This window comes from Candidatus Hydrogenedentota bacterium (assembly GCA_019695095.1).
Lineage (GTDB): Bacteria > Hydrogenedentota > Hydrogenedentia > Hydrogenedentales > SLHB01 > JAIBAQ01.
On the sequence record JAIBAQ010000104.1, the window covers coordinates 1 to 20,737 of the forward strand.

14 protein-coding genes are annotated in these 20,737 nt (G+C 57.9%); 5 read left to right on the forward strand and 9 right to left on the reverse strand.

The features are described from left to right. From K1Y02_16505 to K1Y02_16530, 6 genes are all read right to left on the reverse strand, one after another. Window positions 1-2,425, reverse strand: a 2,425-nt coding sequence (locus tag K1Y02_16505) for a right-handed parallel beta-helix repeat-containing protein (protein ID MBX7257963.1), incomplete at its 3' end; no start/stop codon positions are given. 200 nt (window positions 2,426-2,625) lie between these two features. Next, window positions 2,626-4,761, reverse strand: a complete 2,136-nt coding sequence (locus K1Y02_16510; protein ID MBX7257964.1) for a tetratricopeptide repeat protein — start codon at window positions 4,759-4,761, stop codon at window positions 2,626-2,628. Between the two features lie 35 nt (window positions 4,762-4,796). Then, the gene (locus tag K1Y02_16515; protein ID MBX7257965.1) at window positions 4,797-6,671 is read right to left on the reverse strand and encodes a cache domain-containing protein; all 1,875 of its coding nucleotides are present in this window, start codon (window positions 6,669-6,671) and stop codon (window positions 4,797-4,799) included. A 56-nt stretch (window positions 6,672-6,727) separates the two neighbouring features. After that, window positions 6,728-7,342 (reverse strand): TenA family protein, encoded by a 615-nt coding sequence (locus tag K1Y02_16520; protein ID MBX7257966.1) that lies wholly within the window; start codon window positions 7,340-7,342, stop codon window positions 6,728-6,730. Next, a complete protein-coding gene (locus K1Y02_16525) occupies window positions 7,339-7,863 on the reverse strand; it encodes a type 1 glutamine amidotransferase (protein MBX7257967.1) in 525 nt (174 codons plus the stop codon). The genes K1Y02_16520 and K1Y02_16525 overlap by 4 nt, the downstream gene beginning before the upstream one ends. A 203-nt stretch (window positions 7,864-8,066) precedes the next feature. Further along, window positions 8,067-9,260 (reverse strand): hypothetical protein, encoded by a 1,194-nt coding sequence (locus K1Y02_16530; GenBank protein ID MBX7257968.1) that lies wholly within the window; start codon window positions 9,258-9,260, stop codon window positions 8,067-8,069. Between the two features lie 168 nt (window positions 9,261-9,428). Here K1Y02_16530 and K1Y02_16535 point away from each other — a divergent pair, with 168 nt between their 5' ends. The 3 genes from K1Y02_16535 to K1Y02_16545 all read left to right on the forward strand — a co-directional run bounded on the left by K1Y02_16535 (window position 9,429) and on the right by K1Y02_16545 (window position 12,858). Then, complete coding sequence (locus tag K1Y02_16535) at window positions 9,429-9,707, forward strand: metal/formaldehyde-sensitive transcriptional repressor (GenBank protein MBX7257969.1); 279 nt, start codon at window positions 9,429-9,431, stop codon at window positions 9,705-9,707. A gap of 102 nt (window positions 9,708-9,809) precedes the next feature. After that, window positions 9,810-10,691, forward strand: a complete 882-nt coding sequence (locus tag K1Y02_16540; protein ID MBX7257970.1) for a sulfite exporter TauE/SafE family protein — start codon at window positions 9,810-9,812, stop codon at window positions 10,689-10,691. Between the two features lie 157 nt (window positions 10,692-10,848). Continuing rightward, window positions 10,849-12,858, forward strand: a complete 2,010-nt coding sequence (locus K1Y02_16545; GenBank protein ID MBX7257971.1) for an acetylxylan esterase — start codon at window positions 10,849-10,851, stop codon at window positions 12,856-12,858. 67 nt (window positions 12,859-12,925) lie between these two features. Here the strand turns inward: K1Y02_16545 and K1Y02_16550 are convergent, their stop codons facing one another. From K1Y02_16550 to K1Y02_16560, 3 genes are read right to left on the reverse strand one after another with little or no spacing between them, the layout of a single operon-like run. Beyond that, window positions 12,926-15,214: a hypothetical protein gene (locus tag K1Y02_16550; protein MBX7257972.1), complete on the reverse strand. Its 2,289-nt coding sequence runs from the start codon at window positions 15,212-15,214 to the stop codon at window positions 12,926-12,928. Between the two features lie 6 nt (window positions 15,215-15,220). After that, window positions 15,221-16,195, reverse strand: coding sequence for an ABC transporter permease (locus tag K1Y02_16555; protein MBX7257973.1), 975 nt, complete (start codon window positions 16,193-16,195; stop codon window positions 15,221-15,223). Next, window positions 16,196-17,212, reverse strand: coding sequence for a sugar-binding protein (locus K1Y02_16560; protein ID MBX7257974.1), 1,017 nt, complete (start codon window positions 17,210-17,212; stop codon window positions 16,196-16,198). A 281-nt stretch (window positions 17,213-17,493) separates the two neighbouring features. Between K1Y02_16560 and K1Y02_16565 the strand changes: the two genes are divergently transcribed. Beyond that, on the forward strand, window positions 17,494-18,501 hold the full coding sequence (locus K1Y02_16565; protein ID MBX7257975.1) for a DUF1080 domain-containing protein: 1,008 nt from the start codon (window positions 17,494-17,496) through the stop codon (window positions 18,499-18,501). Window positions 18,502-18,801: 300 nt separating this feature from the next. After that, window positions 18,802-20,733: an acyl-CoA dehydrogenase family protein gene (locus K1Y02_16570; GenBank protein ID MBX7257976.1), complete on the forward strand. Its 1,932-nt coding sequence runs from the start codon at window positions 18,802-18,804 to the stop codon at window positions 20,731-20,733. Window positions 20,734-20,737: the final 4 nt, after the last annotated feature.

A 20,737-nucleotide genomic window follows, 5' to 3' on the forward strand; every position in this document is an offset into this window, starting at 1 on the left:
ACGCGCCGGGACTGAAGCGGACGGCGACGCTCCCGTGGGCGATGCCGTCGGTGGCGATGGGCGTGTAGTCGACGTATGGATAGAATGTCTGCGGGAGGCCGGGAACGTCGACAAACTTCAAGCAACGGGCGCCGGAGTGGGCCAGTTCATCCGTGACACGGACGTAGGCGCCGTCGGTTTCGCCGTGGGTGCCCGCATTGAGGGCAACACTGTCGAGGGCGGTCGTCTCGAAGTCTTCGTTGATTTTGGAGAGGTCAGGCGGTTCGAAGGGAGGACGAACGATGCCAAGGGGTTTCTCGATCCATTCTTGTTCGCCATAAAGCCCAATGGCCGAGGTGTCAATGGATGTAATGCCCATCGCAAGGGCGGGACTGCCCGTAGCGAGCGAAAAATCGGCGGCGTCGGGATCGGTGAATTGAGGATTCGCGTTGATCGAGTGGAGATCCATGCCTGCCGCTTGCCATTGCGCCCATGTGCGTCCGGCGAAGTCGAGGGGGCGGCCTGAGGCGTCCCAATACAGGTTGTAGTCAAAAGCGAAATGGTCATCGGCCCAGTTGCCACCGAGGAGTTCGCCGTTATTGAAATAGACAATATTGTGGTCGAAGTTGAAGGAATGGCCGGACTCGTTGAGGGTTCGCATGACTTGAGCATTGGTGGAGAAAGCAAGAACGTTGTTGCGGACGATGTTGTTCTGTCCGTAGTGCTGATGGAAGGCGCCCGTTTCGGTGTTGTAGACAACGTTGTTTTCGAAGAGGACCCCGGTCGTGCCTTCGTCGGTGTAGAGGCCCCAGCCTCCGTAGAGTTTGGGGTTGGAGAAGACTTCGTGGATACGGTTGTTGCGGACGACGGTGCCCGGAGACACGCCGAGTGTGTAAACGCCGCCGATATCGTTTAGCTGGCGTTTGCCGATTTCGTGGATATGGTTGTATTCGATGATGTTGTTGTTCGCGGTGGACGAGGCGTAGCCCCAGAGCCATCCGACGGATACACCGGTGTAGCGAAAGTCGGAGATTTCGTTGTGAGATACGGTGTTGTAGGAGGCGCGTCCAATCCACACGCCGACACCGGATCGCAGAATGCGGCCGCCGTCGTGAATGTAGTTGTTGTCGATTACATTGCGCAGCGTCTCTTCGTTGGAGGTAGGAGGAGTGGTCGTCTCGCCGATACGCACAGCGCCCGCGCCGAGATCGTAGAGTTCACTGTGCGAAAGCGCGTTGTCTTGAGAACCTCTTCGCCACCAAATGGCGTTATTGCCCGTGTGCATGATTTCGCAGCGGTCGATAATGCAATTGCGCGCGCCAGTCGCTTCAATAGCGGCATTGGTAGATGCAGCCGCCTGACCGTCGGTGAATCCCGCAGCAGGTATCGGCAAGTTGGTGTGGCGAAACGCAAGGCCGCGAAACGTGAGGTAAGAGACGAACTGTCCGGTGGCGGGATTGCCCTGCAATAGAAGTAGTTGTTGCGCAACGGGGGCGACAACTTTCGCCGTAGCCATGTTTTCGCCGTCGCGGGGCATGTACGTGACGAGGCCGGTGGCGCGGTTGACGTGCCATTCGCCGGGTGTGTCGAGGGCCTCGCGCAGGTGTTCGACGTAATACCACTGGTCCGAGCGCCACTGGCCAAATGGCCACGCCGAAGGCCCCGTGAACGTCACGATATGGTTTGCCTCGTCCAGGGCGCTGACGCGTAGCAGCGACGTGGCCCATGCGTGAAACACAACGACGTGCGCATCGCTGAGCGAAGGCCAGTTCTGAAGGTCTCCGGGACGGTATTGAAAGCGAATCTTGCTGGGGACTTGGTTGCCGAATCCGTCGTCGTCGGTGAATTGACCTGCCTCGAAATAGAAGTCGTTATCGGTCGGGTAGTCGCCCGCATCATGGGCGGAGTTCGGCGTGCGCGCAGGTGTCGCGCGTTTGCCGTCGACCCAAAGCGCGGTGAAGTCCCACGTGCCGCCCCATGCATTGGGGGCATTGGCCGTCCACACGGAGCCGGATTGCACCCAGCCGGTGACAGGCACGCCGCCCGTGAAGACGGGCGTCTCATTCGGATAGGCCGCGAACGCGATCGGAGCGGAAGCGGTGCCGCTGTCTTGTGGCGCAAACACGACGGGAGAAGACAACACATACTCGCCGCCGCGGATGAGGACGTCCGTTGGGGTGGTGAGCGCACCCAGTCCGCGCAAGACGCGAAGGGCATCGCGTGCGCCGGTGAGTGTCGCGAGGGGGCCGTCGGTGCCAGAGATGTTTGGTTCGGGCAACGTGCCAGACCACGCGTCGTTGCCGTTGGTAGCGACATAAAGGGTGGTCGCGCTAGCAACGGAAAGGTCAAAGGCGGCTGCCGTGATTGCGAAGATGAACCACCAGAAGGGCTTCACGCATCTATGAAGAGATACAGCGGTGGTGTCAAAGGCTGGGCAAACGGGCATGGACAGAGAACTCCGTATTGGCGCTTCAAGCGAAGCCAATACCCCTCATAAGGAAAGCGGAGGCGCGGTGTGTCCCTGTGCGCCGAGTACAGCGGAGAGCGAACGGCACAATTATACCGCATGTTTGTTTGAATACAACGGACTCCTGGCGGTAGTGAACGGGACGCGCCGTTTAAACAAGATATACGGACTCGTGCCGATTAGGGCTGAGGCGCAGGCTGCGGTACGGGAGTGGGAGTGGTCTGGGGCGACGAAGGTTGAGACGGTTTCTTTACGCGTCCGGGACGCTTGAGCATTTGAAGATACCGCTGCGCAGCTACGTGATTGGGGTTGATACGCAGGGTTTCTTCAAAGTGCTTTGCGGCCTCCTCGCGCCGATTCAGATTCATCAGAAGGCCCGCCATGGTCGCATGCGAGAGCATGTGGTCGGGGTACCGGTCAACGGACTTCTGAAACTCGGCAATGGCATCCTCCTGCCGATTCATGTACATGTAAATGAGCCCTAGGTTGTAGTACCCCTCAAAATAATTGGGGTCGCACTCGATGGCGCGTTGCGACTCTTGCATGGCGCGTTCCATCAGTCCGATGGCGATTAGCTGTGAGGCCAGCTTCGCGTGGGCGACAGCGTTCCCAGGCATGCGGATTGAGGCTTGCGAAAACATCTCGGCAGATTCGGATACTCTGCTGAGTCGCTCAAGTGCAAGCCCTTTGTTGAAGTAGGCGCGTCCGTCGCCGGGATTTACGGAGATCGCCTTGTCATATTCCTGGATCGCGGCTTCGAAGTCGTTTGCTGCGGCGGCCAGGTTGCCGAGATTGACATACGCGTCGCCAAAGTTGGGATCTATGGCGACGGCTTCAAGGAAACGCTGGCGCGCCTTATCGCGCTGCCCCGCATTGTCCATGGCAACTCCGAGATTATTGAGCGCGTCGACATAGGAAGGCGTGATCCTAACCGCGGCCTCAAGATTCTCGATGGCTGATGTCAAGTCCTGGTTGCGGCGTTCAGGTTCGGGCCATGTCGGAGCGCGCCGCAGATAGGCCACGCCGAGGTTATTGTGAGCGACCGCGTTGTTTGTCGTCACTTTCAGCGTATGTTCCCAGAGGGAAATCGTGTTTTGCCAATGCATGGTTTGGACGAAACTGATCGCCAAAAAGGGGACAAAGACGACCGCAGACACCGCGGACAGCGCCGGCACGCGCAATTTCGGGCTGGTGCGTTTCGCGAGTGCGTCAACCGCCCACACGATTGCGATGAATAGACCGATGTGAGGCAAGTACGTGTAACGGTCAGCGCGCGCGAAACTTCCTATCTGAATGATTCCGATTACAGGGACAAGCGTGCCGACGAACCAGAGCCAGCCCGTAACGAGGTAGGGAGCTGAATTTCGGCGTACGTACACAACGATCGTGATGACGAGCAGCAGAGCGGCAGAGGCGACAATCCAGGTGATGGGGTATGCGCCGGGATGGGGGTAGAAGGGCGCGAGATTGGTCGGCCAGACAGTCTTGACAAGATACATTGCGTAAGAAACGATGCTATTGGAAATGCGTTGTGTCCATGTGAATTCCTGCATGTCCCGCACAGCCCCGCCGGAACTCTGTGCCCAGTAGGTGACGGCACACCCGGCGATGGTCAGGATAAAGAAGGGAATCTTCTCCACGATTAAGCGTCGCGTTGAGCGCACTTCCATTGCGCTGTCGCCTGGAAGGGCGCGCGTGCGGCGCAGGGGCCAATAATCAAGAAGAAGGAGAACGAATGGCAGGGTTACGACCATGGGTTTTGCCATGAGGGCGCAAGCGAAATGCCAGACGGCGAGCGCGTAGTCGCGTTTGCGCGCGCGTTCCGCGTAGTCGATGTAGAAGCGCAGGGTCATCAGGAAGAAATGAGTGCTGAGGACGTCCTTGCGGCTGGAGATCCAGGCGACGGGTTCCACATGCAAAGGATGAATGGCGAACAGCGCGGCGACAGCGGCGCTCTGCAGGACGCCATTGGTGGTTTTACGTAATATGAGAAAGACCAATGCAACGTTGGCGCAGTGGAAGAAGACATTGATGAGATGGTGGAAACGTGGATTGAGACCAAATATCTTGACGTCCAGCATGTGGGTGATGGTCGTAAGGGGGTTCCAGCCGGAGTTTTGAGGCTGTGTGAAAATGGTCTTGATGCCATTCCAAGTCGGGCCTTGGAGCACGACGGGGTTGGCCGTGATATAGGCATCGTCATCGTAATTGAGAAACTGGAAGTTGGCGACTTGTCCAAAGACGATAAGCGTGCCGGCGACGAGCGCAAGGCATACCGCGATTTCGAGCCGCTTCTCTTCAGATAGTTTAAGCATAGAGCGGTAAGTGTGGCGAAGAAAGGGCGCGGCAGTCAACTCGGGAGCGAAATCGCGAAGCGGACGTCGACGCCTTCCTTGGAGTCGACCGTGATGATACCGCCGTGGCGGGTAACAATTTGTTTCACGATGAAGAGGCCGAGGCCGGTGCCTTTGCGCCCAGTGGTTTCGTCAACATCGTGACGCTGGAACTTCTGGAAAAGGACGGGCAACAGAGCCTTTGGGATGCCTTTACCTTCATTCCACACCGCAAGTACAACGTGGCTTCCTTCGACACGAGCGTCGAGGACGATGCGCCCTCCCGTCTTGCCGTACTTGATGGCATTACCGACCAGGTTGTCGTAGACCATTCGGAGGAGATTTACGTCGCCTTCCAGGGTGAATTCGGAGGGGACATTGACTTCGACGCGCATGCCACGGTCTGAAAGGAGGCGGTCGTAGTGGTCGAGAGTCGGTTGTATGACGGATTTGAGCAGGGGGACTTTGGATTTGACGACCACAAGGTCACCGCGCTCGATACGCGAGAGTTGGAGGTAATTGCCGGTGATTTCGAGGAGATAGGCAAGGCTAGCGTCGATACTGTCGATGCCTTCCTTCAGATCCGGGGTCAATTCGCCGTACGAACCGTCTTTGAGCAACGCGGCGTTGAAGAGTGCTGCGCTAATCGTGCTTCGGAGTTCGTGCGTGACGAAGCCGAGCATATCGAGGTAGTTCTTGTTTGCGGTGTCGGTGGCTAGTTTCTGCGACATCAGGCGCGTGTGGTCGTTTTCGATCTGTTCGGCCATCGCATTGAAGGACTCAGCAAGCGCGCCGATTTCGTCGCTGCTCCTGATTTCGGCGCGTGCCGTCAGATCGCCTCTTGCGAATTGCTGCGTGGCTCTGTCAAGCGCGACAACCTGTCGCAACACCCCACGCTCCCCGACGTAACTGACGAAGAGGGCGAGGGCCATGACCGCGAATACGACGGCAACGATGGTGATCACCGTCTCGGATTCAATGTCACGGTAGATCTGTTCGAGTTCCCCCACGTACAGCATTCCGATGACGCCGCCAACCGGATCGCGTATGGGTTCATAGCAGGAAAGGTAGGATTCGTCGATAACCTTTGCGGGCCCGGTCCATGGCTGCCCCTTGTCGAGAACTTGCTCTTTGACCTCTTCCGACACTTTCGTGCCGAGGGCGCGCCGGTCATCACTGAGCCGGACCGTCGTCGATATGCGCGTAGGACCGAGGAAGATGGTGACTGTCCCCACGGAGCGGCCGTTGTATGTCTTTTCGGAGAAGATATTCTGGTGGATTTCGTCGATAAGCGCTTCCGCGCGGTTGAGCAGGATGCCCGCAAAGACATAGGCCGTCGGGTCGCCGCCCTTCTGTTCCACAATAGGCTGGACCGCAAAAAGCACAAGACCGGAGCCGTCGTGATCGGGCAAGGTGCATCGCTGGACCCACGCGACTCCTTCCCGAGCGACGGCTGCGCTGTCGAAGTGCAGGAAGCCTGTGGTCGGTCGTTTGCCGGATAGGGCATCTGCAAGGGGTTGGCCGCCAAGCTTGTCCCCAACCTCCGTGGAGAGACTCCGGACGTATACGGTGCCGTCGGGCTGGAGCAGGGCGAGGATATCGAGGCCCCATCGCATCTTCTGCTCGGTCAGGCGCTTGTGAAGGGCCTCCGGGCCGGTTTCGCGCCAATCAGCGACGGTCTTCGTATCAACGAGGAAAGCGGCGATCGTGGCGAGCAATCGTTTCTGGTCGTCAAGCACCTGCCATGCGGAACGGATGTTAAGAGCCATGCGTTCATTGGTCTGACGGATCAGAAGCGTGTCGACCCACCACACTTGCAGGCTTGCCAAGATGACAGCGCTCACTGCAAATACGATCACGATGACAAGAGTAACTTTGGTGCGAAGTTTCACGGGACAAATCTCGCGCGTACCGCTGGGCGAATAGGGAATCCCCTGGAGTCCGCCGGCTACTTGTGCCAGGCGGCGTCAAAAAAACTCAGTTCCAATTCCATGGCTCGGCGGTAGTTGCTTCGAACGCGCTCGGTGCGCACGGCGTAGCGATCCAGCAGGTCCTCCACGCGACGGGCCAGCGATTCGAATTCGGCGCCACTATACGTAATGACCCAATCGCGGTACGGACTGTCGTGAGCAAGTTGCCGGGCAAGTTCTTGCCCGAGCCACGCGTAAAGGCGCATACACGGAGTCACGGCGGCGATAATCTCGCCGATGGGAGAGATGCCCGCGACACCCATTAGGAAATCGGTATACGCAAGGGTCGCAGGGTCGGGTCGCGGCTCAAGGTTGAGATCGTGGCGTTGCGCAATCTCCTGGTGCAGCTTCAGTTCCTCCAGCACGCCGTCCATCAGATCCTTCAACACAAAAAAGCCTTCGCGGTCCGGGCTCTTGGCAAGCGCGAGTGCGTAGGCTCGGGCAAATGCATCGAGGAAATACGCGTCTTGCTCCATATAGCGAGCGAAACGCTGCGGAGGCAAGGCGCCGGATGCGATACCCTGCACAAACGGGTGATCGAAGCACGCCATGGCAAGGTCGAGGTTTTCTCTCCAGAGATCTTCGGCGGTCATGGCGTTTCCCCTAATTCAAGAATGGCGCTCATAAAGGCAGGCAAGTCCTTGGGAACTTGAGCAGACACCATGCGTCCATCGGTAACACACGGTTCGTCGACCCAAATGGCCCCGGCATTTTCCAAGTCGTCTTTGATGGCATTAACGCTGGTCATGCGCTTGCCCTTTACGATGCGCGCGCTGATGGGCACCCAGCCTGCATGACAAATAGAACCGACAATAGCGCCTGCATTCCATGCCTCAGAGACAAGTCTGAGACAGGCCGGATAGCGTCGAAGCTTGTCGGGCGCGAACCCGCCAGGCACGACCAGGATTCGGACATGCTGCGGATTGACTTCATCGAATGCCAGGTCGGCAACCGCAGGATAGCCCTCTTTCGAACCGTAGGTCTCGCCTTTTGTGGGACCGACCACCTTTACGTCATACCCTGCTTCTTGCAGACGCAGGCGCGGATAGTGCAACTCGAGATTCTCGTAGATGTTCTCCACGAGGACAATAGCGAGCCCTTTGGAAGAGGCCATGGGAGACTCCTTGCGTGATCGTAACAAGCGGACATTCTACCTTGTTTGGGAGGGTGAGGGGAAGAGAAAGGACCAAAGCGATCGAAGGGACCTAATCGATCAAGAAAGAACGGACCGTTAATCGCCGCCCCAAACCAGAGAAGAGCCTAGCGCGGCCGCGTCCGATCGCTCGGCTGGTGATGCGCTCGACGCTGGAGCGGAACTCAGGGCTGCCAGTGGAGCCACATGGCTCCGAATCCTTCCTCGCGAGGCGTAATAGGCTGCGGCTCCGCAGCATCGAGATCGGACACATAGAGGCGGCGTGGGCCGCTTTCGTTAGATCCAAATGCCAAGTATTTGCCGTCTGGCGATGGTTTTGGATGGTAATGCGCCACGCCGGGTTTGCTGCGGGTGAGTTGCTCGATACGCCCGTCAACCGAAACACGCATGAGTTCGATGGCGTCGTTCACGCGCGCAGTGTAATAAATGGACGCGCCATCGATGGACCACACCGGGACGTCGCTGCTGCCGCCGTGAAAATCGAAGACGTCGATGACTGGGGTGACACCTTCGTATCCGCCGCGGTCGGCGAGCTTACGCAAGCCTGTTCCGTCCGGATGCACAATGGTTGGGTGGCAATTGTAGTGCTCGCCGGAAACAAACATGAGCCATTCGCCGCTCGGAGACCACAGGGGACAGAAATTGAAGGGATTCCCGGTGTCGATCTGTTTAGGCTCGGAACCGTCCTTGTTTGCGACGTAAACTTGGTAATCCTTGTGGTAAGCGATGAAACGCCCGTCGGGAGAGGCGCTGAAGCCGTATGAGAAGCCATCCTTACCCTGAGAGACATCGCGCTTGTTGCGGCCGTCACGGTCCATAAGAAAAGGATGCGAAATGCCGTTGATGAGCGCGGTAAAGCCCAGCGTGTTGTTGTCGTCCGGCACAAAGATGATACCGGCGTTGTAGTTTGACACGCGCTCGACCGCGGTCAGATTGACTAGATTGCCTGAAGTCATGTCGAGAAAGTACGTGTCATAGAGCCAGTCTTGGGTCATCCGGAAGGTCTTGTTCTCTTCTTCCCAAGCGGCATTCTCCGGAGTCTCCCAGCCGCGGCCGATGACGGCTTGGCGGCCATCGGGGGTCCAGCCTGCAAACTGCGTCCATGAGTTGGGCTCTGCCGTTAACGACTCTGCAATCGGGCGCGGGGAAGATCCGTCGATTCCGACCACGTGAGCGCGCATCGTGATTTGATTGGCGAATCGCGTAGGAAGGTTGGTGCGATAGCGGGTGTAGCCGATGAGCTTTGAACGCTTCCGATTCGAACCTGCGGCGGTAGCGCAACCAGCGGATGCGCCCGCTGCGAGAATCATGCTTCCCAAGAATGTCCTTCGAGAAATGACGCCGGATCGGTGCTGCATCGGACTACTCCTGTTGGTTGGAAAGACTATACATGGAAAGCGGAAGCAGGTGCGAACGGGAACCTGGCTGGCGTTTTGAAGGTGACCGGGTGGGTGGGCCGAGGCGGGTTGCGAATGTGTTCGCAAAATACTATACTCCCCTACAGTATTTAGAAGGAGTACGGCTGTATGTCGCACACGGTGCAATACAAAAAGAAGTTGCTGAATAGAGTCCGCCGCATTCGCGGTCAGGTCGACGCGATTGCGAAGGCGCTCGAAAACGAGCAGGAGTGCTACGACGTGCTGCAGACGCTGGCCGCCTGCCGCGGGGCCATCAACGGGCTGATGTACGAGATCGTAGAGGGTCACTTGCGGTTTCACGTGCACGCACCGGGCAAAAAGCTAACTGCCGAGCAGGAGCAGGCTACGGATCAATTGCTCGACGTTATCCGATCGTATTTGAAGTGATTCATGGCTGTGGGGATCTCCCGCGGGTTAAGTCATCGAACAAGACCCGAGCACAGGTCGCGTGGCCATGAACGGCGCGCAACAGACAATGGAGAAAAGATCATGGAATCCGCGTTGACGTTGGTGTATTTCCCGACAGCATTGCTGCTGGGGGCGCTGCATGCGCTGGAACCCGGTCATGCAAAAACACTGACAGCAGCCTACCTGATAGGGATCAAAGGCACGAAGCGCGATGCCGTATTGCTTGGGATCTCGGTGGCCGGAACTCACAGTATTGTGGTGATTGCGCTGGCGGCGCTGGCGCTTTGGGTGGGCCGCGAAGCGTTTGCCGATCGCGCCATGTATTGGTTGCAGGTGGGCAGCGGAGCAATCGTGATCGTGCTGGGCGCCTGGATGTTGTGGAAACGGTGGCCTCGCAGGTTGAAGAACCGCGGGCAGGTGGATTGCGCAAGGGCCGATAACGACGGTGATTGCCACAGCCATGACCATGACCATGATCACGGACACCACGGTCATCACCACCACGACCACCACGGCCATGCTAATCATCACCACCAGCATCATCACCACCACGGCCATGCTAATCATCACCACGACCATGACGACATGGATGAAGACGAGCACGCGCGCGCGCATGCGGCGACATTGCCGGAGTACGCAAAACGCGGCGAACGTCCGGGAATACTCCAAATACTGGCGTTTGGGGCTGCCGGCGGTATGATTCCGTGTCCGGCATCGGTGACGGTGATGTTGCTCGCGCTAAGCATCGGCAAGGCTGCGATGGGAATGCTCACGGTATTGGGATTCAGCATTGGACTTGCGCTGGCGCTCGTCGGGATAGGCGTGGCCGTCGTCATCAGTGTGAACGCATTGGGCAAGAACAGTCGATTGACATGGGTGTCAAAATACGCGCCCGCCGTCAGTGCAGGCGTTGTCTTGCTTTCAGGAAGCATGGCGATAGCATTCGCCCAATGGCACTCGTAATACCCCTGCGCTTCGCAAAGTTGAATCATGGAGACACATGCACTTCTGGTTGGACATTTCCCGCAAATGGCCGCGACACTTGGCGAGGGTGTGAGTATAATGCCTCATACTCTTCGCGCTAACGGAGAGACTACACGGGGATCGAAAGGGGATGGTCATGCGGTTGTTGGCGTTGCTGTGTGTGTGCGGGTTCGTAGCTCAAGCGGGTGAGCTCGACGTCCTGGACGTCACCATCGACGGACAGCCTGCTTCGCAGATGATGTCCCGGTACCTGGACGGGAAGGCGGCACAGGTCTTCGACAAACGCCGGGCGGGATTTGCCCAGACGATCGCCACGCAGGAGAGCATTGCGGCACATCAGCAGGCCGCGAAGGATTTCTACACGCAGACCTTGGGCGGCTGGCCGGAGCGCACTCCGTTGAATTCTCGCAAGACGGGCGAAGGCGAGGGAGACGGCTACCGCTACGAAAAGTACATCATCGAGACGATGCCTGGCGTCTACGTTACGGGCGTGTTGTTTCTTCCGGTGGGTGTCACCGCGCCGTTTCCTGGTGTTATCGTGCCATGTGGACACAGCGTTGACGGGAAAGGGAGTGAGGCCTATCAACGCCTGTCGATTCAGTTGGCGAAGAACGGCATGGCTGCATTTATTTACGACCCAGAGGGGCAGGGCGAGCGGTATTACTTCTTCAGAGACGACAAGAAGCCCCGCTACGGCACGACCATACACCACACCCTTGTGGGCACGGGCGCGATCCTGACCGGCACGAGCACGGCCATGTACTTCATTTGGGATGGAATGCGCGCAATCGACTTTTTGCAGAGCCGCGACGACATCATCAAGGACAAGATTGGTTGCACTGGAAACTCCGGTGGCGGAACACTGACCAGTTACATTATGGCGATGGACGAGCGCGTTGCGTGCGCCGCTCCGAGCTGCTACATCACGTCCTTTGAACGGCTGTGGGCGACACAAGGACCTCAGGATGCGGAGCAGGATATGTACGGGCAGGTTGCGCAAGGGTTGGAGCACGCGGATTTCGCGATCATGCGCGCGCCACGGCCGACGCTGTTGTGTACGGCGACTGGCGATTTCTTCGACATCACGGGCACGTGGACCTCGTTCCGAGAAGCGAAACGGGTCTACACGCAATTGGGTTTCCCGGAACGGATGGACTTGATGGAAGCCCCCGGCGAGCACGGGCTCGCGAAACCGCAACGCGAAGCAATTCTGCGGTGGATGTCGCGCTGGCTGAAGGGAGTCGATACGGTCATCACGGAACCGGACTTTGCGGTGTTGACTCCCGAGCAGATCCAGTGTTCGCCGGAAGGCCAGGTGATGTGGATGGAAGGCGCGCGCTCGTTGTTCGATGTGAACATGGAACGCGAGTCCAGACTGGCGGCGCAACGCGAGGGATTCTGGAAGGCCACACCGAAGGCTGACGCAATTAGCAGAGTCCGTGAACTTATCGTCGCGAAACGATACGAGGAGATAGCATCGCCGGCCATCACTGAGGCGGGGCCGCTGAAGGTCGATGGTGCATCGATAGACAGAGTGCTGTTGAAGCCCGAAGACGGGATTGTCCTGCCCGCGCTGGTGTTCCGTCCGAGCGGCGCCGCAAAGGGCTGGGTCATTTACTGCAACGGCGAAGGCAAGGCAGCCGACGCGCAGCCCGATGGGCCTATCGCGACGCTGGTTCGCGAAGGAAACGCGGTGTTGGCGGTCGATCTTCGTGGAATAGGAGAAACTCAAGCGGTCGAGAAGTCAAAGGATTGGGGCGAACTCATTGGCAAGGGCTGGCCAGACTATTTTCGCGCCTATCAACTGCGGCGTTCGCTCGTGGGGATGTGGGCGGAAGACATTTACGCGTGTGTACGCTATTGCGCGGTGCAGGCTCCGGAAGACGGCCCGGTGAACCTGGTGGCTGTAGGCGGAGCAACGGTGCCGGCGCTTCATGCGGCGGCATTGCAGGACGGGTTGTTCGCTTCGTTAACGCTTCGTAACGGGATTCCCTCTTGGTCGGAAGTGGTGCGCACGCCAAATGCCAAGCAGCAGTTGATGAATACGGTCCACAATGCGCTTGCATTCTACGATCTGCCCGATTTGAAGTCGTCTATGGAATCAACGAAGGTGACAGAAGAAGGAACGAAGGTGGAGACGTTCTGATCGCCGCGATGTTCGAATTCCACCTGTTTGGACGAATCGTATCGTGCGAAACGAGTCAGGGAATCGATCAGGCCAGGGCGCGAATTTCCGCGAGCAGGTGAAGCACGCGCGTGGTAAGGTCTTCGCAGATTCGAAGCACTTCTTGTCCTCGGCCACGACGCAACTCCAGCCGGATGTGGGTTAGCTCGCGCGCAAGTGGGATGACTTTGATGCCCCATTCTTTTGCCAGATCGACTTTGCCGCGGCTAATGAGGCGGCAAAGCACGCCGTCGCAACCACAGATGCCCGCGCTAGCTTCGATGATTTTGCTTCGGGTATCGCGAATGGCTGACGTGGTGTAGACAAGATCGATCAACATGTCTCGCGCCTTGTCCATCGCGGCCAACGCATGCATGGGATCTTCGCTGAGATTCTCGGAGAGATATTCGATAGGCTCGATGTTCAGGCTATAGGTGCGCGCCAGGCTTAAGTTGAAGAAGAGCTGACGCCGGTCGTCTTCGATGAGACGTTCGGCCATGCGGTCGCGCCAGAACCGGGCAGATTTGGGTTCGGCGACGAGCAGCGCGCGGGCTTGCCCCGGAAACATTTCGAGATGTCGCCTGCGGTACATGGCTTCCCACGTGCGATTGGCGAGAAAGTCGGTGATATCGAAGATTTCGCGGCCGCGCAAGGCGTGCTCGGGGACATCGATGTGCAGGCCCGACATGCCGCGCACGTCATTCGACACCACAAAATAGAGATTGAAATCAGCGCCTTTGAGCCTGAAATAGCTTGCGGGATCGACACCTTCCGGAAGCTGCACGTAATCCTGAGAAGGCACGCTTGCGGCGTACCAGTCTTTGGGCATGGGCGCAGGCTTTGCGGCCAGCAACATTGGCGCAAGGGCATTGAGCCGCTCCATGTTGCGATCGAGTTCCAGCCAGAGATCGCTGAAGGTCAGGAATGGCCCAGTGAGCGACCGCTGAATACTGCCAAGTATCCAGATTGGGTCGTTGTGGTACGTGTAATTGAACCATCCGCGCGCACCGTGGGCAAACGCCAGGTTAATCATTAGCCGCAATTCGGGGCAGGTGCTCCATTCCGGCGTGTCCGTGGCGTAAATAAACGATGGACCCATCATCCAGAACTGCTGACCGGGGCACAGCGCGTAATGCGTACCCACGATGTGACCGATTTCCCACGGCGTGTGGGAAGAGAAATTGCTGATTCCGGCTGCGGAGAAATGCGGCGCGTACAGGGGGAAATTGCTCGGCTGGCGAGTGATGATGCTGACTGGATGATTCGGATCCGCCTTTTCAACCAGCGCTTTCGCGCGCAGCATATGCTGGAAATCGTCTTCGGGCGGCTCGCGCCGCAGCATCCAACTCAGGATGGCCGGGGAGTTCGCAAACGGTTTGATCAAGGTATCCACGGCGTCCTGAAGGAGCAGGACGTCATCGCCGAGGGGGAAGTCATACACGAGGACCAGCTTTACGCCAAATTGCTCGGCATAATTCATGAGTTCGCGCCACTCGTGGGGCGTTACGCCCGCGATACTCTCGATGAGCAGGGTGTTGTGGTGATGAGTGACGACGTCCTCAAGGGTGAGCGACCAATACTCCGAAAGCGAGATGCTGAGCAGTTCCGCGTTACGCCGAACGGTGTCCATGTTGAGGCAGACGCCCAGCGGGAGAAAGCTGTCGAGCACGGGGTAATGCTTGGGAGTTGCCTCAGCGCCGAGGACTTCCTGGTCCTTCTTGTACGCCTTCTGCTCCGCTTTTGATAGGGCGCGGAACCGAACGGAAGCAATCTCGAACGACTCCGTGGTGCGCGTGGTGGAGTAGAGACGCAAGATCACTTGCTCGAGGACGGCCGGAAATCCGCCGTGAGGAATCAGCATCGCCAGTGTCTTCCACTGTGGCGAACGCGGCAGCGCATCGATGTGGATACCGCCGGGATAGGTCCACACCCATGAAGGGTGGGCGTTTTCACTGGTACAACGATACGTGATTTCCGCAACAGGCAGCCGCGTGGTATCGATGGGAAGGCGCGAATCTGACCACCCCAGCGAACCAAGGGGGACCCAGAAGCTGGGCTCGTCGGATGGGATCGTATCCATTTTGCGCACGTCTTCGAAACGTCCTACGAGACGGACTCCTTCGTCGGTGCGCGCGCGATGCACTGGGATGCGTTTCCACTCACGATCCGAAGCGATGTCTCGGGTGGTCCAGTGCGCGAGGTCGTCTCCCGAGAACTCGATGTGGTCAAGGCTATCGCGTACCGCGGGATCGGGCGCCTTAAGAATTGTCTTCAGATAGCCGGAATACTCGTAGAGCATGGGTTCCTTGTCGCGGTCGGAGTGATTTGCTTTTGTCATCGCGTGTTAGCTCGTGCGCGTTCGGATTTGCCTTTTTCGGGAAAACACCTCATCGAGACCGACGCCGATCAAGATTGCGCTGCCGATAACAACATACTCCATTTGGCTTGGAATGCCCAAGATAACGACGATATTCCGCAGCAGGACGATCAGGGACGCGCCGATGGCGATTCCGAGGATATGTCCCGAGCCGCCTCGCAGGCTGCATCCGCCGAGGACCGCGCCCGCTATCGCGTACAGTTCGTAAAAATTGCCAAAGTCGCTGGAACCGATGGAAGGCACCTTGAACGCCAGCAGGATCGCGGCCCAACCCGAGAGCAGGCTGCAGAGGACGTAAGCCGCCATCTTAAGGCGGTCCGTATTCACGCCGCTGAAGCGGGCACTCTCTTCGTTTGCCCCCAGGGCGAACAAGTGTCGTCCTTGCGGTGAAAGGTGGAGAAAGGCCCCAACAAGGATGGCCAAGCCTATGAGAAACAGGAAAGGAATGGGGATGTTTTCAAAGACGAACCCTTTTCCTAGCTCGCGTAAGCCCGCATAGGCCCCGCCAAAGCCTTGGCTGCGGTCGCCGGTCATGAAACGGGCGGCTCCGCGATACAGGAACAGACCGCAGAGAGTCACAATGAATGGTTGCAGGCGGACTTTGGAAACGAGAAAACCGTGCCAGACTCCGATAAGGACCGACAATCCCAGGACGATGGGAATGGCGAGGGCAGGGTCCATGCCTTTACCGCTGTCGAGCAGCATGGCGAGGGAGCAGCCTACCAGGGCAACAACGCTACCGACGGACAGATCGATGCCGCCGGTAATAATGACAAGCGACTGCCCGAGGCTGAGAATTCCGAACAGGCCAACCCACGTAAGTTGATTACGGATATTCTCCGCGCTCAATAGACTCAGTGTTCCGTCGCGAAAGTACTCCCAAGCGGAGGTCAATACAACAAGAGTCGCCAGCAGTGCCGCAAGACCGAGTGCTTTTCTCACTTATCGGCCAATCTGCTGGCTGAGCGTGGCGCGGAATTCCTCCACATTCTCCGCCGTGATGGTCTTCACCGGCACGAAAATCTGCTTGCTCTCGGGGATGCCGGAGCGGTCGCCCTTGGCCAACTGGTTCATCAGCTTCACGCTCTGGTAACCGAACTCGAAAGGCTGCTGCACAATCGTGCCCTCGATGGCCTTCTGCGACACACCGAGCAAGGTCGCTTCTTCCTCATCGAAGCACACAATCTTGACCTGACCTTCCTTGCCAGAATCGCGAACGGCGTTCAGCAGTGCAGGTCCGTTATAGCTCCAAAGGCCGACGAGACACGCAACGTCGGGGTATTTCACAATCGTATCCTGCGCGTTGGACATGGCCTTGGCCCGATCCGTTTCGTCGGTGAGTGTGTCGATAACCGTGATGCCGGTGTCTTTGATGGTGTCCTCGATACCGCGTTTGCGATCCTGGGCGTTCTGCGCGTCGAGCTTGCCGACAAACATCATGATCTTGCCGCCATTCGGAAGGACTTTCTTGAGGAGTTCACCCGCCGCGACGCCCGCATCGTAGTTGTTGGTGCCGATGTAGCAGGCACGATTGCTTTGGGGCGCGTCAGAATCTTGCGTAATCAGGTTCACCTTCGACGCGAACTCATTAAGGGTATCTGTCCAATTCGCGGGATCGTTGGGGCTGATCGCGATGCCCGAGACTCCCTTTACAATGAGGTCTTCCATAATCTGCTGCTGTTCCTGCGCGCTACCGGTCGCGGGTATGCGGAAGAGGACCTCGCAACCAAGCTCTTCGGCGGCCTTCTTGGTGCCGGCTTCGGCAATTTTCCAGAAGTCGGAAGCGTTGTTGGTCACGAACGCGACTTTGACCTTTTCAGGTGCAGCAGGCGGAGCAGGAGGGGCTGCCGGGGCCGACGCCGACTGCGGCTGCCCAGGCGCTTCGGGAGTCTGCGGCGCGGGCGCGGATGGGCTGCACGCGGCAACAATCAGCGAGCACACGGCAGCAAAGATGACCATACGAGTTTTCATGTTCTGACCTCCCCGAATGCGACCCGCCACGCGTGAGACGCATGTGCGCGGGAATCGCGATTGAACCATTTTCCCGAAGTTGTGCCAGTCTACACCGATTGCAAAACAAGGCGCAATTGGGCGAACTGCAGTGCGCGCGTAAAGGCAGGCGTAGACAGGGCTGCTGTGCGCTTGAACCAAGGTGGAGTTTCGTAGGTGAACGGCGCGGGGATGTGGAGTATGCTTTTGCGCAACGCACGAAAGGAGCGAAAGTCATGTACCGGACGCGTATGCTTGTAGGATTAATGGTGATGGTTGGGTTGGTGTTGGGATTTGCGCCGGGAGCGCAGGCGGCGGACGCCAATACCTTCCTGGGGCACTGGGCGCTCGTGATACCCGGCGGCGGAGCCGGCTGGTTGGGAATCACGAACGAGCAGGGGTTTCTGGATGGAAGCATCTTATGGGGCGGCGGCAGTGTTGTGCCGGTAGACAGCGTGTTCATGGACGGTGACTCGCTGGTAGTGACTCGAGTCAGCGACGTGGAACGCAAGGACGCGGCCGGTAAGGTCATCGATACGCAGCGTTTCACCGATATGATCCGCGCGACCGTATCCGGTGACGACATGAAGCTGGAGTTATTTGAGCCGGATCGCGGCGGAAACGGCATCAAGAAGAGCGAATTCACCGGTAAGCGAATTCCGCCTGTGCCTGCCGCGCCGGACGTGTCCAAGGTGAAGTTCGGGAAGCCGATCAAGCTGTTTAACGGGAAGAACTTGAAGGGTTGGACGCTCACATCCGAAGGACAGATCAATGGGTGGCGCGCGGAAGACGGCCTGCTCGTCAACGACGCCAAACAGGAAGAGGGCAAGCCCCACAAGCCGTACGGCAATCTTCGAACGGAAAAGGAGTTCGAAGACTTCAATCTGAAGTTGGAAGTGAACGTGCCAGCAGGCGGCAACAGCGGTATCTACTTGCGCGGCATCTACGAAGTCCAGGTTGCGGATACGTTTGGCAAGCCGCTGGACCCGCACAACATGGGCGGGATCTACAGCCGGATTACTCCGTCCGAAGCCGCCGAGAAGCCTGCCGGCGAGTGGCAGACGTACGACATCACCCTGTGCGACCGGCACGTGACGGTTATCCTGAATGGTAAGACAATCATCGACAACCAGCCGTTGCTGGGATGCACCGGTGGCGCGTTGACGTCGGACGAGTTCAAGCCGGGTCCGATCTACCTTCAAGGCGACCACACATCGATGAGCTATCGCAACATCGTATTGACTCCAATTGTTAAGTAGCTTTCGATACAGAAGTTAGGGATCTACGACGCCCCTGGACCGAGTTTGGGGGCGTCGTTTCATTGAAGTGGCAGGTTGGTTGGGCCAGGAATAATACTTGAAGTGATGGGTGGCGTAAGTAGTAGCTGCCGCGGCATTTCACTGCATTTTTTTGGGGAAATTATTGGCGATTTTGGGTTTGAAATCTGTGGACAAGGGGGAGCGATTGCCCTATAATAAGAACCTATCTACCTGTAGGTAAGGTGCTGTAAGAGGCTGTTTACGGGCTGTTTCCCATTTGACAGAACCGGGGATCTCACCATGGCAACGCTGGAAAACAAAGATAAGCAGAAGGCAATGGACTTGGCCGAAGAGGCCCGGCAAGAAGAGTGGAAGTTTCCCAGTTTCACGGCGGAATTGTTCCGCGGGAACTTCCGATGGGATTTGATGCATCCATATCCTCTTCAGGACGATGAGGATAAGCGTATTGGGGACGAGTACATCGCCAAGGTGCGAGAAGTGCTCGAACGGGCGGTAGATCCGATCGAGATTGACCGTACAGGCGTGTACCCGAAGGAGTCGTTGAAGGCGCTCGCCGAAATCGGCATTTTCGGAATGAAGATCGCCAAGGAATACGGCGGACTGGGGTTGTCGCAGACCAACTACAGCCGCGTGCTTTCGGTGATTGGCAGCTATTGCCAGAGTACGACGACGTGGGTCTCCGCGCACCAGAGTATTGGCGTGCCGCAACCGCTGAAGATGTACGGCACCGAGGAACAAAAGAAGAAGTTCCTGCCGCGGGTGGCACGAGGAGAGATATCCGCATTCGCCCTGACGGAACCCGATGTTGGTTCAGACCCCGCAAAGATGACCACGACGGCTACACCGTCTGAAGACGGGTCGTACTACCTGCTTAATGGTGAGAAACTGTGGTGCACCAACGGTCCCGATGCGGAAATTTTGGTTGTGATGGCGCAGACGCCGCCCAAGATCGTAAACGGCAAAGAACGTCCGCAGATTTCCACCTTTATCGTCGAAAGGACCATGCCCGGATTCAGCGTCGAAAAGCGCTGCTCGTTCATGGGACTGAAGGGACTCTCCAACGGGCTCCTGCGCTTTGAGAACGTGAAAGTACCGAAAGAGAACATGATCGGCAAGCCGGGCGAAGGCCTCAAGATCGCGCTGGCTACATTGAACACCGGACGTCTCGGAATCCCGGCCGCGTCGGCGGGTGCGTGCAAGCGCTGCGTACAGACGGCGGAAAAGTGGGTAAACGAGCGCGTGCAGTGGGGCGTGCCGATCGGGAAACACCAGGCGATTGCGCGCAAGATCGCGAACATGGCCGCGGACACCTTCGCCATGGAAAGCGTGGTGTGGCTCGCATGTGCGTTCGCGGACCGCGAGAACGCGGACATCCGCTTGGAAGCGGCCATTGCGAAATACTTCTGCACCGAAGTTACGTGGCGCTTGCTGGACGAGTACGTGCAGGTGCGCGGCGGTCGCGGATTCGAGACGGCGCGTTCGTTGTACGACCGCGGCGAAGTGCCGGTCAATGTGGAACAGATGCTGCGCGATTCGCGCGTGGGCCGTATTTTCGAAGGTTCCAGCGAGATCATGCACTTGATCATGGCGCGCGAGGCGCTGGATACGCACTTCAAGCTTGCGATGCCGATCATGAAACCGAAGCCCGGCCAGAAAGAGAGCAAGGCCGCTCTCATCATGAAGGCCGTGAAGTTCTATATGTCGTGGTATCCGAAGCAGTGGATGCCGGCAAGCTCCAATTTCAATGTGAAGCACCTGTCGCCCGCGAATCAGGCGCACTTGTCCTTCGTGGCAAGCAACTGCAAGAAACTCGCGCGGCGTATATTCCACACGATGGCGAAGTTCGGACCGAAGCTCGAGTACGAACAGCTTCTGTTGGCGAGTTTCGTCGAAGTCGGTGTGGACCTTTTCACGATGGCATCGACGCTGGCGTATGCGGAAGCGCAACTGGCGAAAGATCCGAACAACCAGGGCGCGCAGGATTTGGCGGACTTGTACTGCAAGAATGCTCGTGTGAGAATCGAAAACAACTTCCGCGCGGTAAAAAGCAACCACAACCGTACCTTCACGAAGGTGGGCAACGCCTTTATGGAGGGCAAATTCCGTTGGCTTTGCACGGATATAGTGGATGACGTTCCTCCCGCGTATAGAAATCCAGCTCAGACACATCACGTCGAGAATGAAGTCAATGAGCCGGCCCATGTAAAATAGTCCA